General features: G+C 45.0%; 19 protein-coding genes and 1 pseudogene. 18 read left to right on the forward strand and 2 right to left on the reverse strand.

What is annotated here, in order from left to right:
• Window positions 1–200: 200 nt before the first annotated feature.
• On the forward strand, window positions 201–446 hold the full coding sequence (locus Vt282_RS01015; protein WP_162062341.1) for a DUF3624 domain-containing protein: 246 nt from the start codon (window positions 201–203) through the stop codon (window positions 444–446).
• 56 nt (window positions 447–502) lie between these two features.
• Here Vt282_RS01015 and Vt282_RS01020 read toward each other — a convergent pair whose 3' ends face one another.
• On the reverse strand, window positions 503–1,231 hold the full coding sequence (locus Vt282_RS01020) for a glutathione peroxidase (protein WP_162047338.1): 729 nt from the start codon (window positions 1,229–1,231) through the stop codon (window positions 503–505).
• 191 nt (window positions 1,232–1,422) lie between these two features.
• On the opposite strand from Vt282_RS01020, the gene oxyR reads away from it, so the two are divergent.
• Window positions 1,423–2,310: a DNA-binding transcriptional regulator OxyR gene (gene oxyR / locus Vt282_RS01025; RefSeq protein WP_162047337.1), complete on the forward strand. Its 888-nt coding sequence runs from the start codon at window positions 1,423–1,425 to the stop codon at window positions 2,308–2,310.
• Window positions 2,311–2,369: 59 nt separating this feature from the next.
• Here the strand turns inward: oxyR and Vt282_RS01030 are convergent, their stop codons facing one another.
• Window positions 2,370–4,919 carry a penicillin-binding protein 1A gene (locus Vt282_RS01030; protein ID WP_162062342.1) on the reverse strand — a complete coding sequence of 850 codons (2,550 nt, stop codon included), beginning with the start codon at window positions 4,917–4,919 and terminating at the stop codon, window positions 2,370–2,372.
• A gap of 138 nt (window positions 4,920–5,057) precedes the next feature.
• Between Vt282_RS01030 and pilM the strand changes: the two genes are divergently transcribed.
• The 16 genes and pseudogenes from pilM to astD all read left to right on the forward strand — a co-directional run bounded on the left by pilM (window position 5,058) and on the right by astD (window position 21,566).
• Complete coding sequence (gene pilM, locus Vt282_RS01035) at window positions 5,058–6,050, forward strand: type IV pilus assembly protein PilM (protein ID WP_162062343.1); 993 nt, start codon at window positions 5,058–5,060, stop codon at window positions 6,048–6,050.
• Window positions 6,040–6,617 (forward strand): annotated as a pseudogene (locus Vt282_RS01040) (PilN domain-containing protein). The gene pilM and the pseudogene Vt282_RS01040 overlap by 11 nt, the downstream one beginning before the upstream one ends.
• A complete protein-coding gene (locus tag Vt282_RS01045; protein ID WP_162047334.1) occupies window positions 6,610–7,200 on the forward strand; it encodes a type IV pilus inner membrane component PilO in 591 nt (196 codons plus the stop codon). Before Vt282_RS01040 ends, Vt282_RS01045 begins: the two are co-directional and overlap by 8 nt.
• Entirely contained in the window at window positions 7,190–7,705 is a 516-nt protein-coding gene (locus Vt282_RS01050; protein WP_162062344.1) for a pilus assembly protein PilP, read from the forward strand. Before Vt282_RS01045 ends, Vt282_RS01050 begins: the two co-directional genes overlap by 11 nt.
• A gap of 18 nt (window positions 7,706–7,723) precedes the next feature.
• Window positions 7,724–9,502, forward strand: a complete 1,779-nt coding sequence (locus Vt282_RS01055) for a type IV pilus secretin PilQ (RefSeq protein ID WP_162062345.1) — start codon at window positions 7,724–7,726, stop codon at window positions 9,500–9,502.
• A gap of 163 nt (window positions 9,503–9,665) precedes the next feature.
• Entirely contained in the window at window positions 9,666–10,184 is a 519-nt protein-coding gene (gene aroK / locus Vt282_RS01060; RefSeq protein ID WP_162047331.1) for a shikimate kinase AroK, read from the forward strand.
• A 30-nt stretch (window positions 10,185–10,214) separates the two neighbouring features.
• Window positions 10,215–11,303: a 3-dehydroquinate synthase gene (gene aroB / locus Vt282_RS01065; protein WP_162062346.1), complete on the forward strand. Its 1,089-nt coding sequence runs from the start codon at window positions 10,215–10,217 to the stop codon at window positions 11,301–11,303.
• A gap of 29 nt (window positions 11,304–11,332) precedes the next feature.
• Window positions 11,333–12,793, forward strand: coding sequence for an SPOR domain-containing protein (locus Vt282_RS01070; protein ID WP_162062347.1), 1,461 nt, complete (start codon window positions 11,333–11,335; stop codon window positions 12,791–12,793).
• Between the two features lie 133 nt (window positions 12,794–12,926).
• Complete coding sequence (locus Vt282_RS01075; protein ID WP_162062348.1) at window positions 12,927–13,745, forward strand: Dam family site-specific DNA-(adenine-N6)-methyltransferase; 819 nt, start codon at window positions 12,927–12,929, stop codon at window positions 13,743–13,745.
• Between the two features lie 207 nt (window positions 13,746–13,952).
• Window positions 13,953–14,624: a ribulose-phosphate 3-epimerase gene (gene rpe / locus Vt282_RS01080; RefSeq protein ID WP_162062349.1), complete on the forward strand. Its 672-nt coding sequence runs from the start codon at window positions 13,953–13,955 to the stop codon at window positions 14,622–14,624.
• 36 nt (window positions 14,625–14,660) lie between these two features.
• On the forward strand, window positions 14,661–15,341 hold the full coding sequence (locus tag Vt282_RS01085; protein WP_162062350.1) for a phosphoglycolate phosphatase: 681 nt from the start codon (window positions 14,661–14,663) through the stop codon (window positions 15,339–15,341).
• 214 nt (window positions 15,342–15,555) lie between these two features.
• A complete protein-coding gene (trpS, locus tag Vt282_RS01090) occupies window positions 15,556–16,572 on the forward strand; it encodes a tryptophan--tRNA ligase (RefSeq protein WP_162047325.1) in 1,017 nt (338 codons plus the stop codon).
• Window positions 16,573–16,711: 139 nt separating this feature from the next.
• On the forward strand, window positions 16,712–17,290 hold the full coding sequence (locus Vt282_RS01095) for an aminodeoxychorismate/anthranilate synthase component II (protein ID WP_162062351.1): 579 nt from the start codon (window positions 16,712–16,714) through the stop codon (window positions 17,288–17,290).
• Window positions 17,291–17,707: 417 nt separating this feature from the next.
• Window positions 17,708–18,922 carry an aspartate aminotransferase family protein gene (locus Vt282_RS01100; protein ID WP_162062352.1) on the forward strand — a complete coding sequence of 405 codons (1,215 nt, stop codon included), beginning with the start codon at window positions 17,708–17,710 and terminating at the stop codon, window positions 18,920–18,922.
• A gap of 129 nt (window positions 18,923–19,051) precedes the next feature.
• Window positions 19,052–20,071 carry an arginine N-succinyltransferase gene (gene astA / locus Vt282_RS01105; protein WP_162062353.1) on the forward strand — a complete coding sequence of 340 codons (1,020 nt, stop codon included), beginning with the start codon at window positions 19,052–19,054 and terminating at the stop codon, window positions 20,069–20,071.
• Window positions 20,072–20,105: 34 nt separating this feature from the next.
• Window positions 20,106–21,566, forward strand: a complete 1,461-nt coding sequence (gene astD / locus Vt282_RS01110) for a succinylglutamate-semialdehyde dehydrogenase (protein ID WP_162062354.1) — start codon at window positions 20,106–20,108, stop codon at window positions 21,564–21,566.
• Window positions 21,567–21,702 lie beyond the last annotated feature (136 nt).

Genomic DNA, 21,702 nt, shown 5'->3' on the forward strand with positions numbered 1-21,702 from the left:
TATGTCGAGATTCCCCCCTAGTTAACGGGGATTATATTTTGATTATTTTTGAAGCAACAAGGTACACCAATGGCGTGCTACTGTTATCTGGCAAAGCTTACTTTGCATTTTTGATCGAATCCCAATATCACGCTTTGCGATTACCAATGAACAGGGGAAGGGATTACAATGTTGTTCACGCTTTCTTTTAAGTAATCAACATGAGCTGTAACACCTGCCAACAGAATTGGTTTTGGAGCAAGATTGGACGCTGCATGCGTTGCGTGTATCAGTTGATCGGATTATCGCTACTTAGCATTGTGGGCTGGTGGCTGATGTTTCGTGATACACCTAAGAGTATTGAATCAATCGCATTGATTACCGCGATTGTCGGCTTTGTAAGTTTGTTGGTATTGCATCTTTGGATGCGCTGGGTAGTCATTCCACTGCGCTCTAACAAGCAATAAAAAAGGCGATAGCCAGTCAGCTATCGCCTTTTTTATTTAGCTTGTGTCGCTAGGGATTAGCCTAGGTAAACTTCGAGCTCTTCGCTACCACCGATGTGTTTACCACCGATAAATACTTGAGGCACTGTTGTGCGGCCCGTGATTGCGCGTAGGCTCACTGTCGTTGCATCTTTACCTAGTACTAGCTCTTCGTAGTTCAGACCTTTGTCGATTAGGTTCTGTTTTGCTTTCATACAGAATGGGCAACCAGGTTTTGTAAATACCGTGATGGATGCTTGCTCTTTATGCTCTGGCGCAATGTAGTTCAGCATGGTGTCTGCATCAGATACTTTGAACGGGTCGCCAGGTACGTTTTCTTCGACAAACATTTTCGCTACGATGCCGTTCTTCACTAGCATGCTGTAACGCCATGAGCGTTTGCCAAAGCCTAGATCGTTTTTCTCAACCAACATGCCCATACCGTCAGTAAAGTCACCGTTACCATCAGGAATGAAAGTGATATTTTCTGCTTCTTGGTCAGCTTTCCATGCGTTCATTACGAAAGTGTCATTTACAGAAACACATAAGATGTCATCCACGCCGTGTTCTTTGAATACAGAGAACAGCTCGTTGTAGCGAGGTAGGTGGCTTGATGAACAAGTCGGAGTAAATGCACCAGGTAAGCTGAATACGATAACGGTTTTATCTTTGAATAGTTCGTCAGTGGTTACGTTAACCCAAGCATCACCTTGGCGAGTTGGAAAAGTAACTTGTGGTACCGCTTGACCTTCTTTTGATGTAAACATGGTTAAATCCTTATTAACGATATTGTTCGTTGGTAATATATCTGAGAGTCCGGTGGACTCAATCTTTTTATCTGAAGACATTATAAAAATTTTTATTAATAGCTCTAATCGTTTCGCGCTATGGCTTTGATAGTCATAATCGTTTGGTGTTATGATTTTGATAGTTTGATCCTATTAGTAAAGGATGGTTCATGAATATTCGTGATTTCGAATACTTAGTCGCCTTGGCTGAGCACAATCATTTTCGTAAAGCAGCAGAAGCCTGCTTTGTTAGTCAGCCAACATTGAGCGGTCAGATTCGTAAGCTTGAAGATGAGTTAGGTACCGCGCTATTAGAGCGCAGTAGTCGCCGCGTGTTGTTTACCGATGCAGGTCTACAGCTCGTCGAGCAGGCAAGAAAAATATTAAGCGAAGTAAAACTATTTCGAGATATGGCGAGTGATCAAAGCGGTGCTATGACCGGTCCTATGCACATTGGTTTTATTCCAACGGTCGGGCCATACATTCTGCCACGTATCGTACCAAAGCTAAAAGAGCAGTTCCCAGAATTAGAACTCTATCTGCATGAGGCTCAAACTCAGCAACTCGTTCATCAGTTGGAAGATGGCAAGCTAGACTGTTTGGTTCTCGCTTCCGTTGCTGAAACCGCCCAATTTAAAGAAATTGAAGTATTCAAAGAGCCATTGAGCGTTGCAGTTCCATGCGATCACGAGTGGGCTTCACTTGAAGAAGTTGACATGCTTGAGCTTAATGGGCGCACAGTGTTGGCGCTGGGTGATGGTCATTGCTTACGTGATCAGGCATTAGGTTTTTGTTTTGCTGCTGGAGCGAAGGATGATGAGCGCTTTAAAGCAACCAGTTTAGAGACGCTACGCAATATGGTGGCGGCAGGTGCGGGGATTACCTTACTGCCGAAATTGGCAACGCCAAAAGAAAAAACCAAAGATGGCGTTTGCTATGTGCGAGCAGTGAACCCAGAACCTACGCGCAGTATCGTTGTTGCTTACCGTGCTGGCTCACCGTTTAGATCGCGCTTTGAGCAACTTGCCACAACGATTCAGCAGCAGCTAGAAGTTTAATCTGAACAAAAAAAGAGGTTGGCATTACCAACCTCTTTGTATATTGCGCTTCGAGCTAATTAGAACAGCTCTTCACCCTCATCACTGGTATATATGGTATCAGTGAAGTTGTCTGAAACGTATTCCGTAGGCTCATGACCTTCACGGAAATACTCAAACATAGAGCTGTCATCAGATTTGTTGGTTAGTAATCCAGAGTCGCGATCGATACGGATACGGACAATATCATCTGGAATGTGTTTGTCTTGCTCAGAAGTCAGAGACAACGCTGTATGCATAAAGTCAATCCACGCAGGTTCAGCGGTTTTCGCACCAGATTCCGCACCAGTAATTTGGCCTTTACCTAGATTGCTATTGGCCGTGGTACGACCTAGTGTGCGGCTGTGATCGTCAAAACCAACCCAAGCAATGGCAACAACACCTGGTCCGTAACCGTTGTACCACGTATCTTTTGAATCGTTAGTTGTACCGGTTTTACCACCAATGTCACGACGTTTGAGTTGCTGTGCACGCCAGCCAGTACCGTTCCAACCAGTACCCGCACGCCAAACACCGCCACCCCAAATGTTGCTGTACATCATTTCACGCACTAAAAAGGCGGTTTGCTCAGAGATGACTTGCGGAGCATAAGGCGATTCAACCTCAGGTGTTGCGCGAACATTATCGGTTGCGACATCCTGCTCATTAAACTCATCCACCACACTCACAGTTTCAGTGTTTGCGTTAAATTCAGGACAGTTTTGCTGACAAATCGTTTTTGGTTTCGCTTCAAACTCAAGGTCACCATATGGGCCGACGACTTTTTCAATGTAGTAAGGTTCTACGTAGTAGCCGCCATTGGCGAATACGGAGTAGCCTTGTGCCATCTTCATTGGTGTCAAACTACCGGCACCCAATGCGATTGTTTCAGAACGCGGTACATCATCAATCGCAAAGCCAAAGCGAGTTAGGTATTGACGCGTTTGATCCAAACCAACTTCACGCAGTACACGAACTGCCATTACGTTTTTCGATTGTGCTAAACCAATACGCAGGCGAGTAGGGCCAACATACGTTGGTGGTGAGTTTTTCGGGCGCCACGCGGTGCCTTGGCTTTTATCCCATTCATTGATTGGCGCATCGTTAATTAAGGTCGCAAGCGTCAAGCCTTTATCAATGGCTGCTGAGTAGATAAATGGTTTGATACTCGAGCCAACTTGGCGAATAGACATCGTTGCGCGGTTGAATTTGTTATGCACAAAGTTAAAGCCACCGACTAATGATATGACTGCACCATTTTCAGGGTTCATCGCAACAAACGCAGTGTTTGCATTTGGTACTTGGCTTAACTGCCAATGGTAAACCACATCACCATCTTCCGTTTGGCTTTCAATTTGGCGTACCCAAATTTGCTCGCCAGGCTCTAGCACATCTTTCGCTGATTTCGGTGCTGGACCTTGGCGTTCATCGGTACGGAATTGACGAGCCCACTTGATGCCATCCCAATCAAGTTTTGCTTCACCGACATTTTTGATCGTGACTTGCGCTGATTTTGCCGCCACAGCAGTAACGACTGCAGGGGTTAGTTCACCATAAGTCGGTACATTGCGCAGTACTTTATCAATCTGCTCCGCAGACATTGGTGCTGCGTTTGGTTTCCACAACACTTTTTCTGCACCGCGGTAACCGTGACGCTCATCGTACGCTAGCAGATTGTTGATTGAGGCATCATTTGCAGCTTGTTGTAGCTTCGAGTTTACGGTGGTGTAGACATTCATACCCGAGGTGTAAGCATCTTCACCATAGCGTTCAACCATCCATGCACGAGCTAGTTCTGCCACGTAAGGCGCGTTTAGTTCAATTTCAGCCCCGTGGTAACGCGAGATGAGTTTTTCACTACGTGCTTGGTCATACTCTTGTTGAGTGATGTATTTCTCATCCAACATACGTGCTAGCACCACATTGCGGCGATTGGTGGCACGTTCAATTGAGTAAATTGGGTTCATGGTTGACGGTGCTTTTGGCATACCCGCAAGGGTCGCGATTTCACTTAACGTCAGTTGATTAAGGTCTTTACCGAAGTAAACACGAGCCGCTGCGCCGAAGCCATATGAACGATGCCCTAAGAAGATCTTATTGACATAAAGTTCCATGATTTCTTGTTTGCTAAGAAGTTGCTCGATGTGGATAGCAATAAAGATTTCTTTAATCTTCCGCATGATTTTCTTCTCGTTCGATAAGAAGAAGTTACGCGCAAGTTGTTGAGTAATAGTACTCGCACCTTGTTTTGCTGAACCTGACAGCGCGACGACAATTGCCGCACGAGTAATGCCGATCGGGTCAATACCATAGTGGTCGTAGAAACGACTATCTTCAGTGGCAATTAACGCTTCAATCAGATGCTGTGGAATTTCATCGTATGTGACTGGAATACGTCGCTTTTCACCAAATTGAGAGATCAGTTTCCCATCTTGACTAAAAACCTGCATTGGAGTTTGAAGCTTAACGTCTTTTAACGTAGCGACATCAGGTAGCTCTGGTTTGACATAGAGATAGAAACCAAAAATTGTACCCACTCCAAAAATAATGCAAACCAATGTGAATATAAACAATCGCTTTATGAACTTCACCGGATATTCCCTGAATAATAGAGGTCGACTAGGTCGATTGCCTTGTAACCTTAAGCTAATTAGTTAGCTTGCGTTGATTTTGTGCCTTTTTTCGCCCTTTGTTTACGCAACTAGAACCGATACTGGGAGCACTGCTATATGAGCAATTCATTTATCACTGGCGTTGATATTGGCCACCACAGTTTAAAGGCTGTGGTGCTAAAGCCAGTGAAAGGTACTCTTAAGCTCTCTGAATTTCGAGAGCTGGTTATCGAGGATAATATTTTCACCGATAACCACCTGCTAAATTATCAGAAAATTGTAAATAAACTAAAAGAACTAAGAAAGGCTTTGCCTTTATTTAGTCGAAAAGTTGCTTTATCGGTTCCTGATAATTCCGTTATTTCAAAAGTGTTGCAGATTGAGAAAGATCTGTCTGCATTGGAGCAAGAGTATGCCATTTTTGAGGCATTTTCTCACCACTCCCCATTTGATATTGAAGAGCTTTACCTAGATTACTGCTCTTTACCTTTGGCCAATGTCGCTGCTGCGACTCAGCCGGTACAAGTGTATGCGACAAAAAGAGAAGTGGTAGACAATCGAGTAGATGTTTGTCGCAAAGCTGGTTTAAAACCAATGTTGTTTGATGTACACGCTCATGCATTGGTGCGTCTGTGGCAAGAAGTAGCAAGAGAGCAAGAACGCACGCATTGGTTGTTACTTGAGGTTGGCCAAACACGATCGTCATTGGTGATGGACATTGAAGATAAGTCCCCTTGGTGTAAAGAACTACCTGTGGGCACCGACATGATGCAAGCAGCAGACACGCCAGATTCACCAATGCACCATGATGCGACGATGCAGTTCACCTCGACATTAGTTGAGCGTGTTCAACGTCAATTGCAATTGTTAGGGGCTGACGAGAAACAGCAACTACAAGGTATTTGGTTAACAGGTGGTGGTGCTCATACTCCGATGTTAGCGGAAGAGTTAGCCCGCAAACTCAATTTGGAATGCGAGCTATTTGATCCCTTGACTCTGTTTACAGGACGCAAAGCAACCAAACTCGCGAATGGTGGTTATAGCTACGCGACTGCCGCAGGCTTGGCTTTACAAGGTATCGATTGGATGGAGTTAGGCCATGCTTCATAGAGTCAATCTATTTCCATGGCGCGAGCAGCGCCGTCGTGTTCATCAACAGCGATTCTTTGGCATGTTGGTGGGCAGTGTTGTCGTCGCGATTGTCATTCAAATTGCGTTGGGTGCTTTTCTTGAGCATCAAAAGAACATGCAGCATCAACGTTTAGGTTTTTACAAGCGCATATTGCCAATCTTGATTTTCAATTGAAAAAACTTAAGCAGTTAGAGGTCGAGCATGACTCTTTGCTGACGCGTTTAAAAGTGGTGGAAGAGTTGCAAGCACAGCGCAACAAGACCACGGAATTTATGAATGTGATGCCAACGTTAATCCCTGATGGGGTGTACGTCGACAAAATCAAAATGGGTGATCAGCAAGTTGAAATGGTGGGCATTAGTGATACCACTTCGAGGCTTGCGACAATGTTGGATTTATTAGAGAACTCACCGAGGGTTCGCGATGTTTCCATGCACTCAATTGTTCATGATAAACCTCGATTCGGTAAGAAATTTCAAACTTTTAGGGTGTCCTTTACGTTCTTGATTGCCGAAGCTGGTTCGCAGGAGGTGCAGGGTGGCTAAGTATACTGAGCTCGATGTCGAAGACATTGTTCATTGGCCCGTCTTGGCTCAAGTTGCGGTACTTGCAGTATTAGTTGCAGTGCTGCAAGCGGTGGGTTTTTGGTGGTATCTCGATCATAAAATTGAAGATCTCGATCAGCTTAAGCAACAAGAAATTCAGCTTAAGCAGACGGTACAAATCAAAGCCAACAAAGTTGCCGCATTACCTCAACTGCAAGCTCAACTTGATGAGTTATCGCAACGCTACGATTACTTATCTCGCCAGCTTCCTGTGCAAAAAGAGTTAGCGACGATGTTGGCATCTGTAAACGAACAAGGTTTGAAAAATAGCCTGACTTTCACTCGTATCGACTGGGGTGAAAAGCAAAATCAGCAGTTCCTATATCGTTTACCGCTAAATATCGAATTGACTGGTGATTACAATGATATTGGTGAGTTCTCACAAGCTATCGCAGGGCTACCAAGGATCATCAACTTTTTAGACGTGGAATGGCATCGCGTTAGTTTAGAGAGTAGCACGCTGCACTTTAGGGTTCGCGCTTATACCTACCAGTTTAAACCGGAGGTGAAAGATGAAGGCTAAATGGTTGTGCCCAAGTTTACTCGTGATTTTGCTGGTTGGTTGTCGAGCCAACCATGACTCTCTTGATGAGTATATCGTGCAAACAAAGAAAACTGCTCAACATGAAGTAAAGGCATTAACGCCGGTTCTCGAGTTTGTCACGTCGGATTATGACGCTCATGCCAATAGGTCACCGTTTGTTTTACCTCAAGCGGCATTGGTGCTCAATCAACCTCAATTAAGGGCTGATTGCTGGCAACCAAAACGTCGTCAGAAAAATGGTGCATTGGAGCGTTTCCCACTAGAAAAATTAAGTCTTAAAGGCGTAATGAGCCGCAACGGCAGTAACTCGGCGTTAGTCCAAACGCCAAGCGGAGACTTGGTGAAAATCAACGCTGGACAATACATTGGTTTAAATAATGGCAAGGTTGTCAAAGTCACCGAGTCTTACATGCAAATCGATGAAACATTGCCGGATGGTTTGGGTTGCTGGAGCCGTCGCAACGTCAAATTAGCCCTGAATTAAATTGAGCGAGACAGAACAATGAGAAATGGATTGAATTTAACCGTGCAGTGGATAGTCAAGGTTGGCATGTTGCTTAGCTACATGCTCTTTGCTACTCAATGTCTCGCTCAAGAGGCAGGTAATGCATTTACTAGTGTCGATTTTCGTGTAGATAACGAGAAAAATGGCAAGATTGTGCTTGAATTGCGCGATACGCAAATCATGGTTGACCTGAAGAAAACCTCGCAAGGTCTGACAATTGATTTGCTGAATACCACCATCGAAGAAGATCAACTTAAGTTATTTGATGTGCGTGATTTTGCGACCAACGTGCAAACCTTGGAGCTATTTCGCGAGCCAAACAGCGTGAGAATGGTGGCACAAATTGATGGTAAGTTTGATTACCAATACTCGCTGAACCGTAACTTTGTTGAAATTGTGGTGAGTAAGCCACAAATTCAAGCCAAAGAAAAAGAGCAAACCATTTTAGATAAGCCAGCGAAAAAGATGTCGATCAACTTCCAAGACATCCCAGTACGTAACGTATTGCAGCTTATTGCGGACTATAACAATTTCAACCTAGTAGTGTCTGACTCAGTCTCAGGTAACCTGACTTTACGTCTCGATGGTGTGCCTTGGACTCAAGTACTCGACATCATTTTGCAAGTAAAAGGCCTCGATAAGCGTGTTGACGGTAACGTGGTATTGGTTGCTCCGCGTGCAGAACTTGAGCAACGTGAAAAACAACGTTTGGAAAATGCTCGCTTAGAAGATGAATTGGGTGATCTGACATCAGAAATTATTAAAGTGAATTTTGCTAATGCAGCTGAAATTGCAGAGATGATTGGTGGTGAACAGGCGATTAGTATGTTGTCTGACCGTGGTTCTATTACCGTAGATGACCGCACCAACTCACTGTTGATTCGCGATCTCAAGAGTAACATTGACGTCGTGCGCAGCATTATTGAATCGCTCGATATACCAGTGAAACAGGTACAAATCGAAGCCCGTATCGTGACAGTCAACGAAGGTAACCTCGATGATCTTGGTGTTCGTTGGAGTATTAACTCCAGTGACAAAGTGGGTGCGACATTAGAGGGGAATTTTGCTGAGCGCGGTTTGTATCAAAGCTCTAATAACAGCTCTAACTCTGGTTCTAACTCAGGAAGCACGGGCTCAGGTAGCACATCAGGTTCAGGATCTGCGGCGGAAGGCGGTGACGAAATTGATGATTTCCTCAATGTTAACTTAGGAGCGGGTGGTAACGCGGCGTCGATTGCGTTCCAAGTGGCTAAGTTGGGTTCCAATACACTGCTTGATCTTGAGCTTTCGGCATTGCAACGTGAGTCAAAGGCAGAAGTTATTTCTAGCCCAAGATTGATCACGACTAACAAAAAACCAGCATACATTGAGCAAGGTACGGAAATCCCTTATTTAGAATCGTCATCCAGCGGTGCAACCTCTGTGACGTTTAAGAAAGCGGTATTGAGTCTTAAAGTGACACCACAAATCACGCCTGACAACCGTTTGGTGCTGGATTTGAGTGTGACTCAAGATAGACCAGGTGAAGTGGTGAAAGTCGGCACTGGCGAAGCGGTATCGATTAATACGCAACGCATTGGTACTCAAGTCTTGGTGGAAAACGGTGAAACCGTCGTATTGGGTGGTATTTACCAATACAGTATCAGTGATACTGTAGAGAAAGTGCCACTACTTGGAGACATCCCGTTTCTTGGCAATTTGTTCCGTCATACCTACCAAAATATGGGTAAAAGTGAACTGTTAATCTTTGTCACGCCGAAAGTAGTTATGCAGTAATTAGAAAATAAATTTGCATTAGCTCGGGCTTATCTAGATAATTTCGGGTCTTATCACGAATTATCTGTGAGGAATAGGTGTCACAAGCATCTTCTAAGTCGGCTTCGAGCTAGACCTTCTTGTGGCGATGTCATTGAATTAACGTTGTAAATTACTGCTAAACATGGCTGAGAAACGCAATATTTTCCTTGTTGGCCCAATGGGTGCCGGCAAAAGTACAATTGGTAGACATCTAGCTCAACAGCTTCATATGGAGTTTGTTGATTCTGACACTGTCATCGAAGAACGCACAGGCGCGGACATCGCTTGGGTATTCGATGTTGAAGGTGAAGCGGGTTTTCGCGTACGCGAAGAGAAGGTGATTAACGACCTAACTGAAGAGCAAGGTATCGTTCTTGCGACTGGTGGTGGTTCAATCCTAAGCAAAGAGAACCGTAATCGTCTATCTGCTCGCGGTATCGTAGTGTACCTAGAGACAACAATTGAAAAACAACTTGCACGTACTAACCGTGACAAGAAACGCCCTCTACTCCAAACGGATGAACCACGTGAGGTACTAGAGGCTTTGGCTGAAGAACGCAATCCACTATACGCGGAAATTGCGGATTACACTGTACGTACTGATGATCAAAGTGCAAAAGTGGTAGCCAATCAGATCGTAAAAATGCTAGAAGAGAGATAAGAGTTTCTTATTTCGAATTGGAGCATAACCATGGAACGGATTACGGTCAGCTTAGGTGAACGTAGCTATCCAATATCAATTGGTGCCGGATTATTTAATGATCCGGCCCACCTTTCTCTTTTAAAAGCAAAGCAAAAAGTCGTCGTGATAAGTAATGTCACGGTCGCTCCTTTGTATGCTGACAAAGTTCTCTCAATGCTGGCGCAACTCGATTGCCAAGCATCCTTACTTGAATTACCTGATGGCGAGCAATACAAAAGTTTAGAGACGTTTGAACGCGTTATGAGTTATTTGCTTGAGCACAATCATAGTCGTGATGTCGTGGTCATTGCCCTTGGTGGTGGTGTGATTGGCGATCTCGTTGGATTTGCTGCTTCATGCTACCAGCGTGGTGTGGATTTTATTCAGATGCCAACCACGTTACTTTCCCAAGTCGACTCTTCAGTTGGTGGTAAAACGGCCGTTAATCATCCGCTAGGTAAAAATATGATTGGTGCTTTTTACCAACCTAAAGCAGTGATCATTGATACGGATTGCCTATCGACATTGCCAGAGCGAGAGTTCGCCGCGGGTGTTGCCGAGGTGATCAAATACGGCATTATCTACGATGCGGACTTTTTTGATTGGTTAGAGCAAAACCTTGACGCGCTCTACGCCTTAGAACAAAGCGCATTGATCTATGCAATCGCGCGTTGTTGCGAAATTAAAGCAGAAGTGGTCGCACAGGATGAAAAAGAATCCGGTATTCGCGCTTTGCTTAATTTGGGTCATACCTTTGGACATGCAATTGAAGCCGAACTTGGTTACGGTAATTGGCTACATGGCGAAGCGGTATCATCAGGTACGGTGATGGCAGCTAAAACAGCGCAATTATTGGGAGACATCAATCAAGAACAGCTTGAGCGTATTGTGGCACTGTTGAAACGCGCTAAACTACCGATTCATACCCCTGAAAGCATGTCTTTTGAAGACTTTATGCGCCATATGATGCGTGATAAAAAAGTACTCGCTGGCGAACTGCGTTTGGTATTACCAACCAGTATCGGTAGCGCAGAAGTGGTAAAAGGGGTTTCTGCAGAAATCATTCAACAAGCGATTGATTTTGGAAGAGCACTTTAATTAGTCAAATATTAAGCTAGGTTGCGACTATGAGTTTGGCACATCAATCCCGCGCTTTGGAGTTAGATTCGCAAATTGAGTTGTTGGAGCGTCTCCAATTATTAACTCAGTTTACTTCTAACTTTATAACCGTGTTTGGCCCGCTAGGTGCAGGTAAAACATGGATAGCACAGCAATATCTCGAAGCTTGGGCTGTCGACAAAAACCAAGCCTTGTTGATGTGTCACCCCAACCAATCTGATGAGCAGCATCGAACCACGATTTTAACGCAACTATTATCTGAGCCGCTATTTAATCCAGCAGATAGCTTAGTCGATAGTTTTGTGCGAAATATGGAACATCAACCTTGTGATATTGTGGTTGTTGTGGATGATGCTCATTTGCTGAGTGAAACTCTCGTCGCTGAGCTTTGGCAATTAATGCTGGAATCGCAGCAACAAAATCGCTGGACGGTTAATGTCGTGCTGTTTAGCCGAGTGACAAGTTTAGAGAGTTTGTTTAAACGCCTTAGCTATGGTCAAGACATCAAGCCGATCGAACTGGAAATAGAAACACTATCGACAGCAGAATCGGATCGTTTCTTTGAACAATTGGTGATGCGTTTTGTCGAAGATGACAGGGAAAAAAGAGTACGCAATGCTTATCGCACGGTTGCTCGTCGCCCAGGAGAAATCATGGCTTTACTCGATCAGAAAATGGAAAAGAAAGTAGTTGTACGTTCGATAATTGGCTCGCCGATGAAGATTGCGGTAATTGTATTGGTGCTATTAGCGCTAATTGGTGGCGGTTATTGGTGGATGATGAGTCAACCAACGCCGGATGAAGCGGCCAAGCAAATGACTCAACATACAGAGCAAACCGTTATTCCAACACTTGAAGAGCCAGACCTATCTGTGAGTGAGGCCGCGGCAGTAACTCAAGCATCTGAGTCATCAGCGGATGATCAAACGTTGGCTTTAGCCGAAGATGATACCAGTGCCCTTCCACCAGAAGTGACACAACAAACCGCTAGCGTTGGCATTATTGAAGACAACTCTCAACGAGTCGTGATTACATCTGAAGTGGTTGATGCTTTGATTGAAAATGAAGCGGAACGCGCAGATACCTCTGAGATTGAGCAAGTTGTTGATGACTCGCGTGAGGAGGTTGAGGTTAAGTCTGAAGTCAACGCACTGACACCAATCACATTTACCTCTGCGGAAAAGGAACTCAATCAGTTTTCTCCACGCAGTTATACCTTACAGCTCGCTGCTATGATTGGCCAAGTTGAAGTACAAAACTTCCTCAACCGTTACGAATTAAACGACAAAGTGTATGTTTATCCGACGCTACGTGGTGGCGTTGAGTGGTTTATTGTCACGTATGATAATTACCCAACCATTCAATTGGCCCGAGATGCGGTCGCCAACTTACCTGAGCCGTTGCAAAAGCTTGAACCTTGGGCAAAGTCACTGGGCCAAGTTCAGCGTGAAATTGCTCGTAGCAATTAATTGGATAAAGGTTGAGTGAAACCAGTGACTTTCTGTTCGCTTGACCTAAATCAGCGAGTCAATTGCTTTGGGTATGGCGCTAAATATGTTACATTCCGCAGCCTTAATTTGTGGTAGATAGATAGAGCAGTCGATGAAAAAGCAGCGTGCCTTCCTGAAATGGGCTGGTGGTAAATACGGACTAGTTGAAGATATTCAGCGTCATCTGCCTGAAGCACGCAAATTGGTAGAACCATTCGTAGGTGCAGGTTCGGTATTTCTGAATACCGATTATGAGCAGTACCTATTGGCTGATATCAACCCTGACCTGATCAATCTCTACAATCTACTCAAAGAAAGCCCTGAGCTATATATCGCAGAAGCCAAGCGCTGGTTTGTGGCGGAAAATAATCGCAAAGAAGTGTATCTCGATATTCGTGCTGAGTTTAATAAAACCGACGATGTGATGTACCGTTCTTTAGCATTTCTTTATATGAATCGTTTTGGTTTTAATGGCTTGTGCCGTTACAACAAAAAGGGCGGTTTCAACGTCCCATTTGGTTCATATAAAAAACCCTATTTCCCAGAAAATGAACTCGAATTTTTTGCTGAAAAAGCCAAGAAAGCGACCTTTATTTGCGAAGGTTACCAAGAGACTTTCAAGCGTGCTCGCAAAGGCAGTGTGGTGTATTGCGATCCTCCGTATGCGCCGCTTTCGACTACCGCCAATTTTACCTCTTACGCTGGCAATGGTTTTTCATTGGATGATCAAGCAGCGCTAGCGAATGTTGCTGAAACTACGGCGCAACAGCGTGGTATTCCTGTGTTGATTTCTAACCATGACACGACGTTGACCCGTCGTTTGTATCATGGCGCAGAGCTGAACGTGGTGAAGGTAAAACGCACCATTAGTCGCAATGGTTCAGGACGCAATAAAGTCGATGAATTGCTGGCACTATTTAACGCCAAGTAAGTTACGAGCCCTGCCAAATTAAGCCTCATCGCGTTCATGTGATGAGGTGTCGGTATTAATTTTCTAATATTCCATCGCATACGGATACTTGATATTGACGTGTCCCCAGCACACATTTCTTAACCCGCTACTATCATCTGCCTCAGCGCTTAGGTAGAATTGCGCCAAATTTACGCAATGAAGCCAATTTACTTTTTGAGGTCAGGTATGAAAGATTTCCTTATCGCTCCATCGATTCTGTCTGCGGATTTTGCACGTCTTGGTGAAGACGTAGAGAAAGTTCTCGCAGCAGGTGCGGATGTTGTGCACTTTGACGTTATGGACAACCACTATGTGCCAAACCTGACTTTTGGTGCTCCTGTGTGTAAAGCGCTACGTGACTACGGCATTACAGCTCCTATCGACGTACACCTAATGGTAAAACCGGTTGACCGCATCATTCCTGATTTTGCCAAAGCGGGCGCATCAATGATCACCTTCCACATTGAAGCTTCTGAGCATGTAGACCGTACGTTGCAGCTAATCAAAGAACACGGCTGTAAAGCGGGTGTTGTTCTTAACCCAGCCACGCCACTGGTTCACCTAGAATACATCATCGACAAAGTAGATATGATTCTACTGATGTCAGTGAACCCAGGTTTTGGTGGTCAGTCATTTATCCCAAATACGTTAGATAAACTACGTGCAGTGCGCAAAATGATTGATGAATCTGGCCGCGATATCCGTTTGGAAATCGATGGCGGGGTAAAAGTCGACAACATTCGTGAAATCGCTGAAGCCGGTGCGGATATGTTTGTTGCTGGCTCTGCAATCTTTAGTCAGCCAGATTACAAACAAGTAATCGATGAAATGCGTGCCGAACTAGCGAAAGCACAATAATCCTGAGCGCAAAATTCAAGTAAGTAGGATAGAGCATTGAACGAATTAAAACTGATCGCTTTTGATCTCGACGGTACGCTACTCGATAGCGTGCCCGATTTAGCAGTTGCGGCTGATCAAGCGGTACGTGAACTCGGTTTTGCTGGCGTGACTGAAGAGCAAGTGCGTGATTACGTAGGTAACGGTGCTGATATTCTTATTGGTCGTGCCTTAAGCCAAAGTCTGACGATTAACCCAGAATTTAGCCCTGAGTTGTTAGCTCAAGGCCGTGTGCTGTTTGATGATTTTTATCAGCAAAGCGGTCACAAGCTCAGCCATCTATATCCAGCTGTTAAAGAGACCTTAGTTGCACTTAAGCAAGCGGGTTTTACTTTAGCATTGGTCACTAACAAGCCATCTAAGTTTGTGCCAGAAGTATTGGTACAGCATGGTATTGATCACTTCTTTAGTGATGTATTGGGTGGTGACGCGTTTCCAGAACGTAAACCAAACCCAGTGGCACTTAATTGGTTAATGGAAAAACACGCTTGTCAGCCAAGTGAAATGTTGATGGTCGGTGACTCGAAAAATGACATTCTGGCGGCGAAAAACGCGGGTTGTCGTTCATTTGGTCTAACTTATGGTTACAACCATGGTGAGCCGATTGCCACAAGCGATCCAGATTTTGTCGCTGACAACATCGCAGAATTACTCGAAGTGGTCGCTGTTTCTGCCTAAGGCGATGAAAAGATCTTCCAAAATACTCATCAATGAGTACACTGAGAAAACCGCACTCATCGGCTTTCTGAGCTCTTTAGCTGTGTAAGCGGCATTCCATATTATTTATCGGGATGCATGGCTTCACCATCTTGCTAGATGAATCAGAAGTGATGAGTGATTTTTTCGGTATCTCCCCAAATTATTTAGATTAAGAATTCAAAGGAATCCATCCATGAGCAAGCCCATCGTATTGAGTGGCGTTCAACCTTCAGGTGAACTAAGTATCGGTAACTACTTGGGTGCTCTACGTCAATGGCAGCAGATGCAAGATGATTACGATTGCCAATACTGCGTGGTTGACCTTCATGCGATTACAGTACGCCAAGATCCTAAGGCGCTGCATGAAGCAACTCTAGATGCATTAGCAATCTGTCTTGCGGTTGGTGTTGATCCAAAGAAGAGCACGTTATTTGTTCAGTCACACGTACCAGAACATGCTCAACTTGGTTGGCTTCTTAACTGTTATACCCAAATGGGTGAACTGAGCCGCATGACTCAGTTTAAAGATAAATCGGCACGCTATGCGAACGATGTAAACGTGGGTCTATTTGGTTACCCAGTGCTAATGGCAGCTGATATTCTGCTGTACGGTGCGCACCAAGTGCCAGTGGGTAGCGATCAGAAACAACATCTAGAGCTTGCTCGTGATATCGCAACTCGTTTTAACAACATCTACTCACCAGAGCAGCCAATCTTCACCATTCCTGAGCCATACATTCCAACGGTCAATGCTCGTGTAATGAGTCTGCAGGATGCGACGAAGAAGATGTCTAAATCAGATGACAACCGTAAAAACGTGATCACTCTGCTGGAAGACCCTAAGTCGATCATTAAGAAGATCAACAAAGCGCAAACCGATACAGAGACTCCGCCACGTATCGCTAACGATTGGGAAAACAAAGCGGGTATCTCAAACCTAATGGGTCTGTACTCTGCGGCAACGGGTATGAGCTTTGAAGAGATTGAGGCGAAATACCAAGGCGTAGAGATGTACGGTCCATTTAAGAAAGATGTGGGTGAAGCGCTAGTGGCAATGCTTGAACCTATTCAAGCAGAGTACCATCGTATTCGTGCGGATCGTGCATATATGGATCAAGTGATGAAGCAAGGTGCGGAAAAAGCTTCGGCTCGTGCAGCCGTTACACTACAAGAAGTGTATAAAGCGGTAGGCTTTGTTACTCGCCCATAAGCAGTTAAGTTATTAGATAAAGGTCAGCATGATGCTGGCCTTTTTCGTTTCTACGCTGAAAAGTTTTACTTGCCTTTATGGGGCACTATTGCACAATACTCGCCCTGTTTAAGATTGATTATTGAGCTGTTTATCCGTCATGCTACTTATCATTGATAATTACGATTCGTTTACTTATAACCTCTACCAATATTTCTGCGAACTCGGTGCGGAAGTACAGGTAGTGCGTAATGATCAAATTGATATTCAAGGCATTGAAGCGCTTGAGCCTACCCATTTGGTCATCTCGCCAGGACCATGTACGCCCAATGAGGCGGGTATTTCTCTAGAGGCGATTGAACACTTTGCTGGCAAATTGCCAATTTTAGGTGTTTGTCTTGGTCATCAAGCGATTGCTCAAGTATTTGGTGGTGAAGTGGTGCGCGCTCGCCGAGTGATGCATGGTAAAACCTCGCCAATTTGTCATAATGGCAAAAGCGTATTTAAAGGATTGAACAATCCTTTAACCGTGACTCGTTACCACTCGTTAGTGGTGAAAGCGGATACCTTACCACAGTGTTTTGAACTGACTGCTTGGACAGAGTTTGAAGATGGCTCAATGGATGAAATTATGGGCTACCAACACAAAACTCTACCGATTGATGCGGTGCAGTTTCACCCTGAATCAATTAAGACTGAACAAGGTCATCAACTACTGGCCAATTTCCTCACTCGTTAGTGGTTAGCTCACAAGTCATAACTTCAAGGTGCTTGTGAGCAGATTTATCCTTACCTAAATCACATTTCTTCGCTTTATCTATCCGGTGACCATAATGCATGCTTGTGCAATTGTTATTGCTCCAAAATGGTATCGTTCTAAGCATCATACACGCACCACAAAAAGCTTATCTTATAGCCAAGTTAAGTAGAAAATGCTTCATAAAACCTTCTTTTAATGCATAAATAGTCATGGTGGTAATGGTGTGATCGTGCTGGTGGTGGCAAACAGTATAAAACACTATTGAAATGGTTAATTAAATGTAAATAAAATGCTGTGTAACTTGATGTCCGATACAAATATTTGTTTCTATACTTAATAGTAGCAAAGTTAGGATGCAAAGCCTGCACTGGCGTGGCAATCGAGAGGGAATGAGCGATGGCGATGGAAATGAATGTACAGCGAGAGCTGTTTGATGAGGTGATGGTACCTTGTTATAGCCCGATGGAAATGATCCCAGTGAAAGGTGAAGGCTCAAGTTTGTGGGATCAGGAAGGAAATCAATATATTGATTTTGCTGGTGGTATCGCAGTGAGCTGTTTAGGTCATTGTCATCCTGCTATGGTGAATGCGCTCACCGAACAAGGACAAAAGTTGTGGCACCTCAGCAATGTAATGACCAATGAGCCAGCGCTGCGTTTAGCCAAAAAACTGACTGATCTTTGTTTTGCAGACAAAGTATTCTTTGCCAACTCCGGCGCTGAAGCTAATGAGGCGGCGCTCAAACTGGCTCGCCGTTATGCTGCCGATGCTTTTGGGCCTGAAAAGTCACAAATCATTGCTTTTAAACAAGGCTTCCACGGTCGGACTTTCTTTACCGTTACCGTTGGCGGTCAAGCGGCTTATTCAGATGGCTTTGGACCAAAACCAGGTGACATTATTCACCTTGATTACAATGATGTGGATGCATTGCGTGCCCACATCTCCGATCGCACCTGTGCAATTATGATGGAGCCACTGCAAGGTGAGGGCGGGATTATTCCCCCCACTGCTGAGTTTGTACAAACCGTGCGTGAACTCTGTGATAAGCACAATGCACTATTGATTTTTGATGAAGTGCAAACAGGCAACGGTCGCACAGGTGAGTTCTACGCTTATCAAGGTCTAGGCATTACTCCAGATATTCTCAGCACGGCTAAATCACTTGGTGGAGGCTTTCCCATTGGTGCAATGTTAACCACCAATAAGTTGGCTGAGCACTTTAAAGTCGGCACTCACGGCTCCACTTATGGCGGCAATCCACTGGCGTGTGCTGTGGCGGAAGCGGTGATTGATGTTGTTAGCCAGCCACAAACGCTAGCAGGCGTCAAAGAGCGTGAAGCGCTATTCCGTCAAGGTCTGGAAGCTATCAACAATAAATACCACATCTTCAGTGAGATCCGTGGTAAAGGCTTATTGCTTGGCGCTGCACTTAATGAGCAGTGGCAAGGTAAAGCGCGCGATGTGTTAGTAGCGGCGGGTAAGCAGGGATTGATGGTATTAGTTGCAGGGGCGAATGTGGTGCGTTTTACTCCGTCACTAGTGATTACTCCACAAGAGATTGCTGAAGGGCTAGCAAGATTAGATAAAGCGATAGCGACTCTAGTCGAGTAGTTATTTCTAGATGGCCGCTGCTTGCCAATCAGCGGTCATTTCAATACTTATTTTTTGGCAGAGCTGCTGCAGGGAAAAGCGACCTTAAATATCACCATAAGTGTTTATTTAAGTGAGGAGGGAGTATCTATGTTAGTTGTTCGTCCAATCTCCATGTCTGATTACGATGCGCTGCACACCTGTGCGGTGGAATCTGGGCATGGATTCACTTCGTTACCGGTTAATCAAGAGCTACTGACCAACCGTATTACGCATTCCGAATACAGCTTTAGTAAACCCGATGTGACAGAGCCGGGTGATGAAGGCTACTTAATGGTGGGGTTTGATAGCGACACCGGTGAAGTGGCGGGCTGCACTGGAATAGAGGCGGCCATTGGTTGGGATGTGCCTTTTTATTCCTATCATATCAGTACTATTGTGCACTCATCACCAAAGCTTGGGGTAAATAATACCGTCAAACTGCTAACCTTTGGTAACAACTACACCGGTTGCAGCGAAATCTGCACGTTATTTCTGCGTGAAAAATTTCGTGGCGGACTCAATGGTCGATTAATGTCGAAATGCCGTTTTTTGATGATGGCAGAACACCCACATCGTTTTTCCAAAACCGTCTTTGCTGAGATGCGCGGTGTGTCTGATGCTGACGGTAATTCGCCATTCTGGCAGTGGCTGCAAGAGCACTTCTTCAGCATTGAATTTACCATGGCCGATTATCTTACTGGGATCGGAAAGAAAGGCTTTATTGCCGATTTAATGCCTAAGTTGCCGATTTACATAAGCTTATTAAGTAAAGAGGCGCAAGCGGTTATCGGGCAAGTGCATGAAAATACCAAGCCTGCGCTTAGCCTGCTTGAGCGAGAAGGCTTCACTTGTCGAAACTATGTCGACATTTTTGATGGCGGCCCTACTGTAGAATGTGATGTTAAAAATATCGAATCGGTACGTCATTCGTTTCGTGCCAAAGTAGAGATACGCGAGCATAGCAGTGATATCAACTATCTGATCAGCAATACCTCATTTGAACATTTTCGAGCCGTGACGACTAAGGCGGCTTATGACCAAGCGAGCGACTGTGTGATTATTTCGCCTGATGCTGCTAAAGCGCTACAAGTAGAGCAGGGCGATATGGTGCGTATGTTGGCGCTATAAAATACCCATTGCTTGAGTAACAAGGAGAGTCGTTATGACACATTGGATAGCAGGTCAGTGGATTGAAGGTGTTGGTGAGCCTTTTGCTTCGGTGACACCTTATGATGGTGAAATGGTGTGGCAAGGGCATAGTGCTAGTGCTGAACAAGTTGAAATGGCGGTTAGCGCCGCACGCAGTGCATTGCTTGAATGGAAAGCCATGCCCATTTCCGAGCGAGAAGCTGTGGTATTGCGTTTCGCTGAATTGGTGCAAGCCAATAGTGAGCAGATAGCCCAAGTCATCGCCAAAGAAACCGGTAAGCCTTTATGGGAGGCTCGCACTGAAGCATCGGCAATGGCAGGCAAAATTGCCATATCAATTAGGGCTTACCATCAACGCACCGGAGAAACGCAGCGAGAAGTGGCTGGCAACCAAGTGGTGCTGCGTCATCGTCCACTTGGGGTGATGGCGGTATTTGGCCCCTATAACTTCCCTGCTCACTTGCCAAATGGTCATATAGTTCCAGCGTTGTTGGCGGGCAATACTGTGGTATTTAAACCCTCGGAACAAACCCCATTGACCGGTGAGATTGCAGTGAAGTTATGGCAACAAGCAGGCTTACCTATTGGAGTGCTGAATCTTGTTCAAGGCGCTAAACAGACGGGTATTGCGCTTGCGGAAGCTAAGGGTATTGATGGCCTGTTATTTACAGGGAGTGCCAATACCGGTCATCTTTTGCATCGTCAATTTGCTGGGCAGCCGGACAAGATGCTGGCGCTGGAAATGGGCGGCAATAATCCACTAGTCGTTTCTGAATATTACGGCGATATTCAAGCTACGGTCTATACCATTATACAATCGGCATTTTTAAGTGCAGGTCAACGCTGCACGTGTGCGCGTCGTTTGTATGTGCCGCTTGGTGAGGCTGGTGATGCGCTGTTATCTGCATTGGTGACAACCACAACTAACTTGACGATCGATCAACCGTTTGCTGAGCCTGCGCCTTTTATCGGTCCACAAATTTCCACTCATGCAGCCAAGGTTTTACTGGAAGCACAAAAGCAATTGCAGCAACTAGGCGGAGTCAGTCTACTTGAAGCACAAGGTGGAGACGCTGCGTTTGTCAGTCCGGGAATTATTGACGTTACCTTAATCGAGTCGCTACCCGATGAAGAGTACTTTGGCCCGTTATTACAGGTGATTCGCTATCAAGAGTTTGAGCAGGCAATTGTGATGGCAAACGATACTCGCTTTGGTCTTTCTGCAGGGTTGATTTCTACTCAAGATCAAGAGTGGCAATATTTTATCGAGCATATTCGTGCCGGCATCGTGAATCGCAATAGACCACTCACGGGTGCTAGTGGTGATGCGCCCTTTGGCGGACCGGGCGCATCGGGCAATTTACGTCCTAGTGCTTTCTATGCGGCGGATTACTGCGCTTACCCGATGGCTTCAATGGAGGGGGAGTGCACGGTGTTGCCGGAAATATTAAGTCCAGGGATTCGGTTTGATTAAGAGGGGTGGCGAAGTTTAGTGACCCATATCGTGAGTTGGAAATAAATTGATTAGCTTGCTGATTACTCAACTAGACTAATAATCAGTTCCAGCTATTCAGCCCAATTTGACAAGGAGTTGCCATGATGTCGAATTC

This window comes from Vibrio taketomensis, assembly GCF_009938165.1.
In the GTDB taxonomy this organism is placed as follows: Bacteria; Pseudomonadota; Gammaproteobacteria; order Enterobacterales; family Vibrionaceae; genus Vibrio; species Vibrio taketomensis.

Bases quoted from the DNA above. Each gene is read 5' to 3' on its own strand.
- Vt282_RS01015 (WP_162062341.1), top strand. From the start codon at position 201: ATGAGCTGTAACACCTGCCAACAGAATTGGTTTTGGAGCAAGATTGGA.
- Vt282_RS01020 (WP_162047338.1), bottom strand. From the start codon at position 1,231: ATGTTTACATCAAAAGAAGGTCAAGCGGTACCACAAGTTACTTTTCCA.
- oxyR (WP_162047337.1), top strand. From the start codon at position 1,423: ATGAATATTCGTGATTTCGAATACTTAGTCGCCTTGGCTGAGCACAAT.
- pilM (WP_162062343.1), top strand. From the start codon at position 5,058: ATGAGCAATTCATTTATCACTGGCGTTGATATTGGCCACCACAGTTTA.
- Vt282_RS01050 (WP_162062344.1), top strand. From the start codon at position 7,190: ATGAAGGCTAAATGGTTGTGCCCAAGTTTACTCGTGATTTTGCTGGTT.
- Vt282_RS01055 (WP_162062345.1), top strand. From the start codon at position 7,724: ATGAGAAATGGATTGAATTTAACCGTGCAGTGGATAGTCAAGGTTGGC.
- aroK (WP_162047331.1), top strand. From the start codon at position 9,666: ATGGCTGAGAAACGCAATATTTTCCTTGTTGGCCCAATGGGTGCCGGC.
- aroB (WP_162062346.1), top strand. From the start codon at position 10,215: ATGGAACGGATTACGGTCAGCTTAGGTGAACGTAGCTATCCAATATCA.
- Vt282_RS01070 (WP_162062347.1), top strand. From the start codon at position 11,333: ATGAGTTTGGCACATCAATCCCGCGCTTTGGAGTTAGATTCGCAAATT.
- Vt282_RS01075 (WP_162062348.1), top strand. From the start codon at position 12,927: ATGAAAAAGCAGCGTGCCTTCCTGAAATGGGCTGGTGGTAAATACGGA.
- rpe (WP_162062349.1), top strand. From the start codon at position 13,953: ATGAAAGATTTCCTTATCGCTCCATCGATTCTGTCTGCGGATTTTGCA.
- trpS (WP_162047325.1), top strand. From the start codon at position 15,556: ATGAGCAAGCCCATCGTATTGAGTGGCGTTCAACCTTCAGGTGAACTA.
- Vt282_RS01095 (WP_162062351.1), top strand. From the start codon at position 16,712: ATGCTACTTATCATTGATAATTACGATTCGTTTACTTATAACCTCTAC.
- Vt282_RS01100 (WP_162062352.1), top strand. From the start codon at position 17,708: ATGGCGATGGAAATGAATGTACAGCGAGAGCTGTTTGATGAGGTGATG.
- astA (WP_162062353.1), top strand. From the start codon at position 19,052: ATGTTAGTTGTTCGTCCAATCTCCATGTCTGATTACGATGCGCTGCAC.
- astD (WP_162062354.1), top strand. From the start codon at position 20,106: ATGACACATTGGATAGCAGGTCAGTGGATTGAAGGTGTTGGTGAGCCT.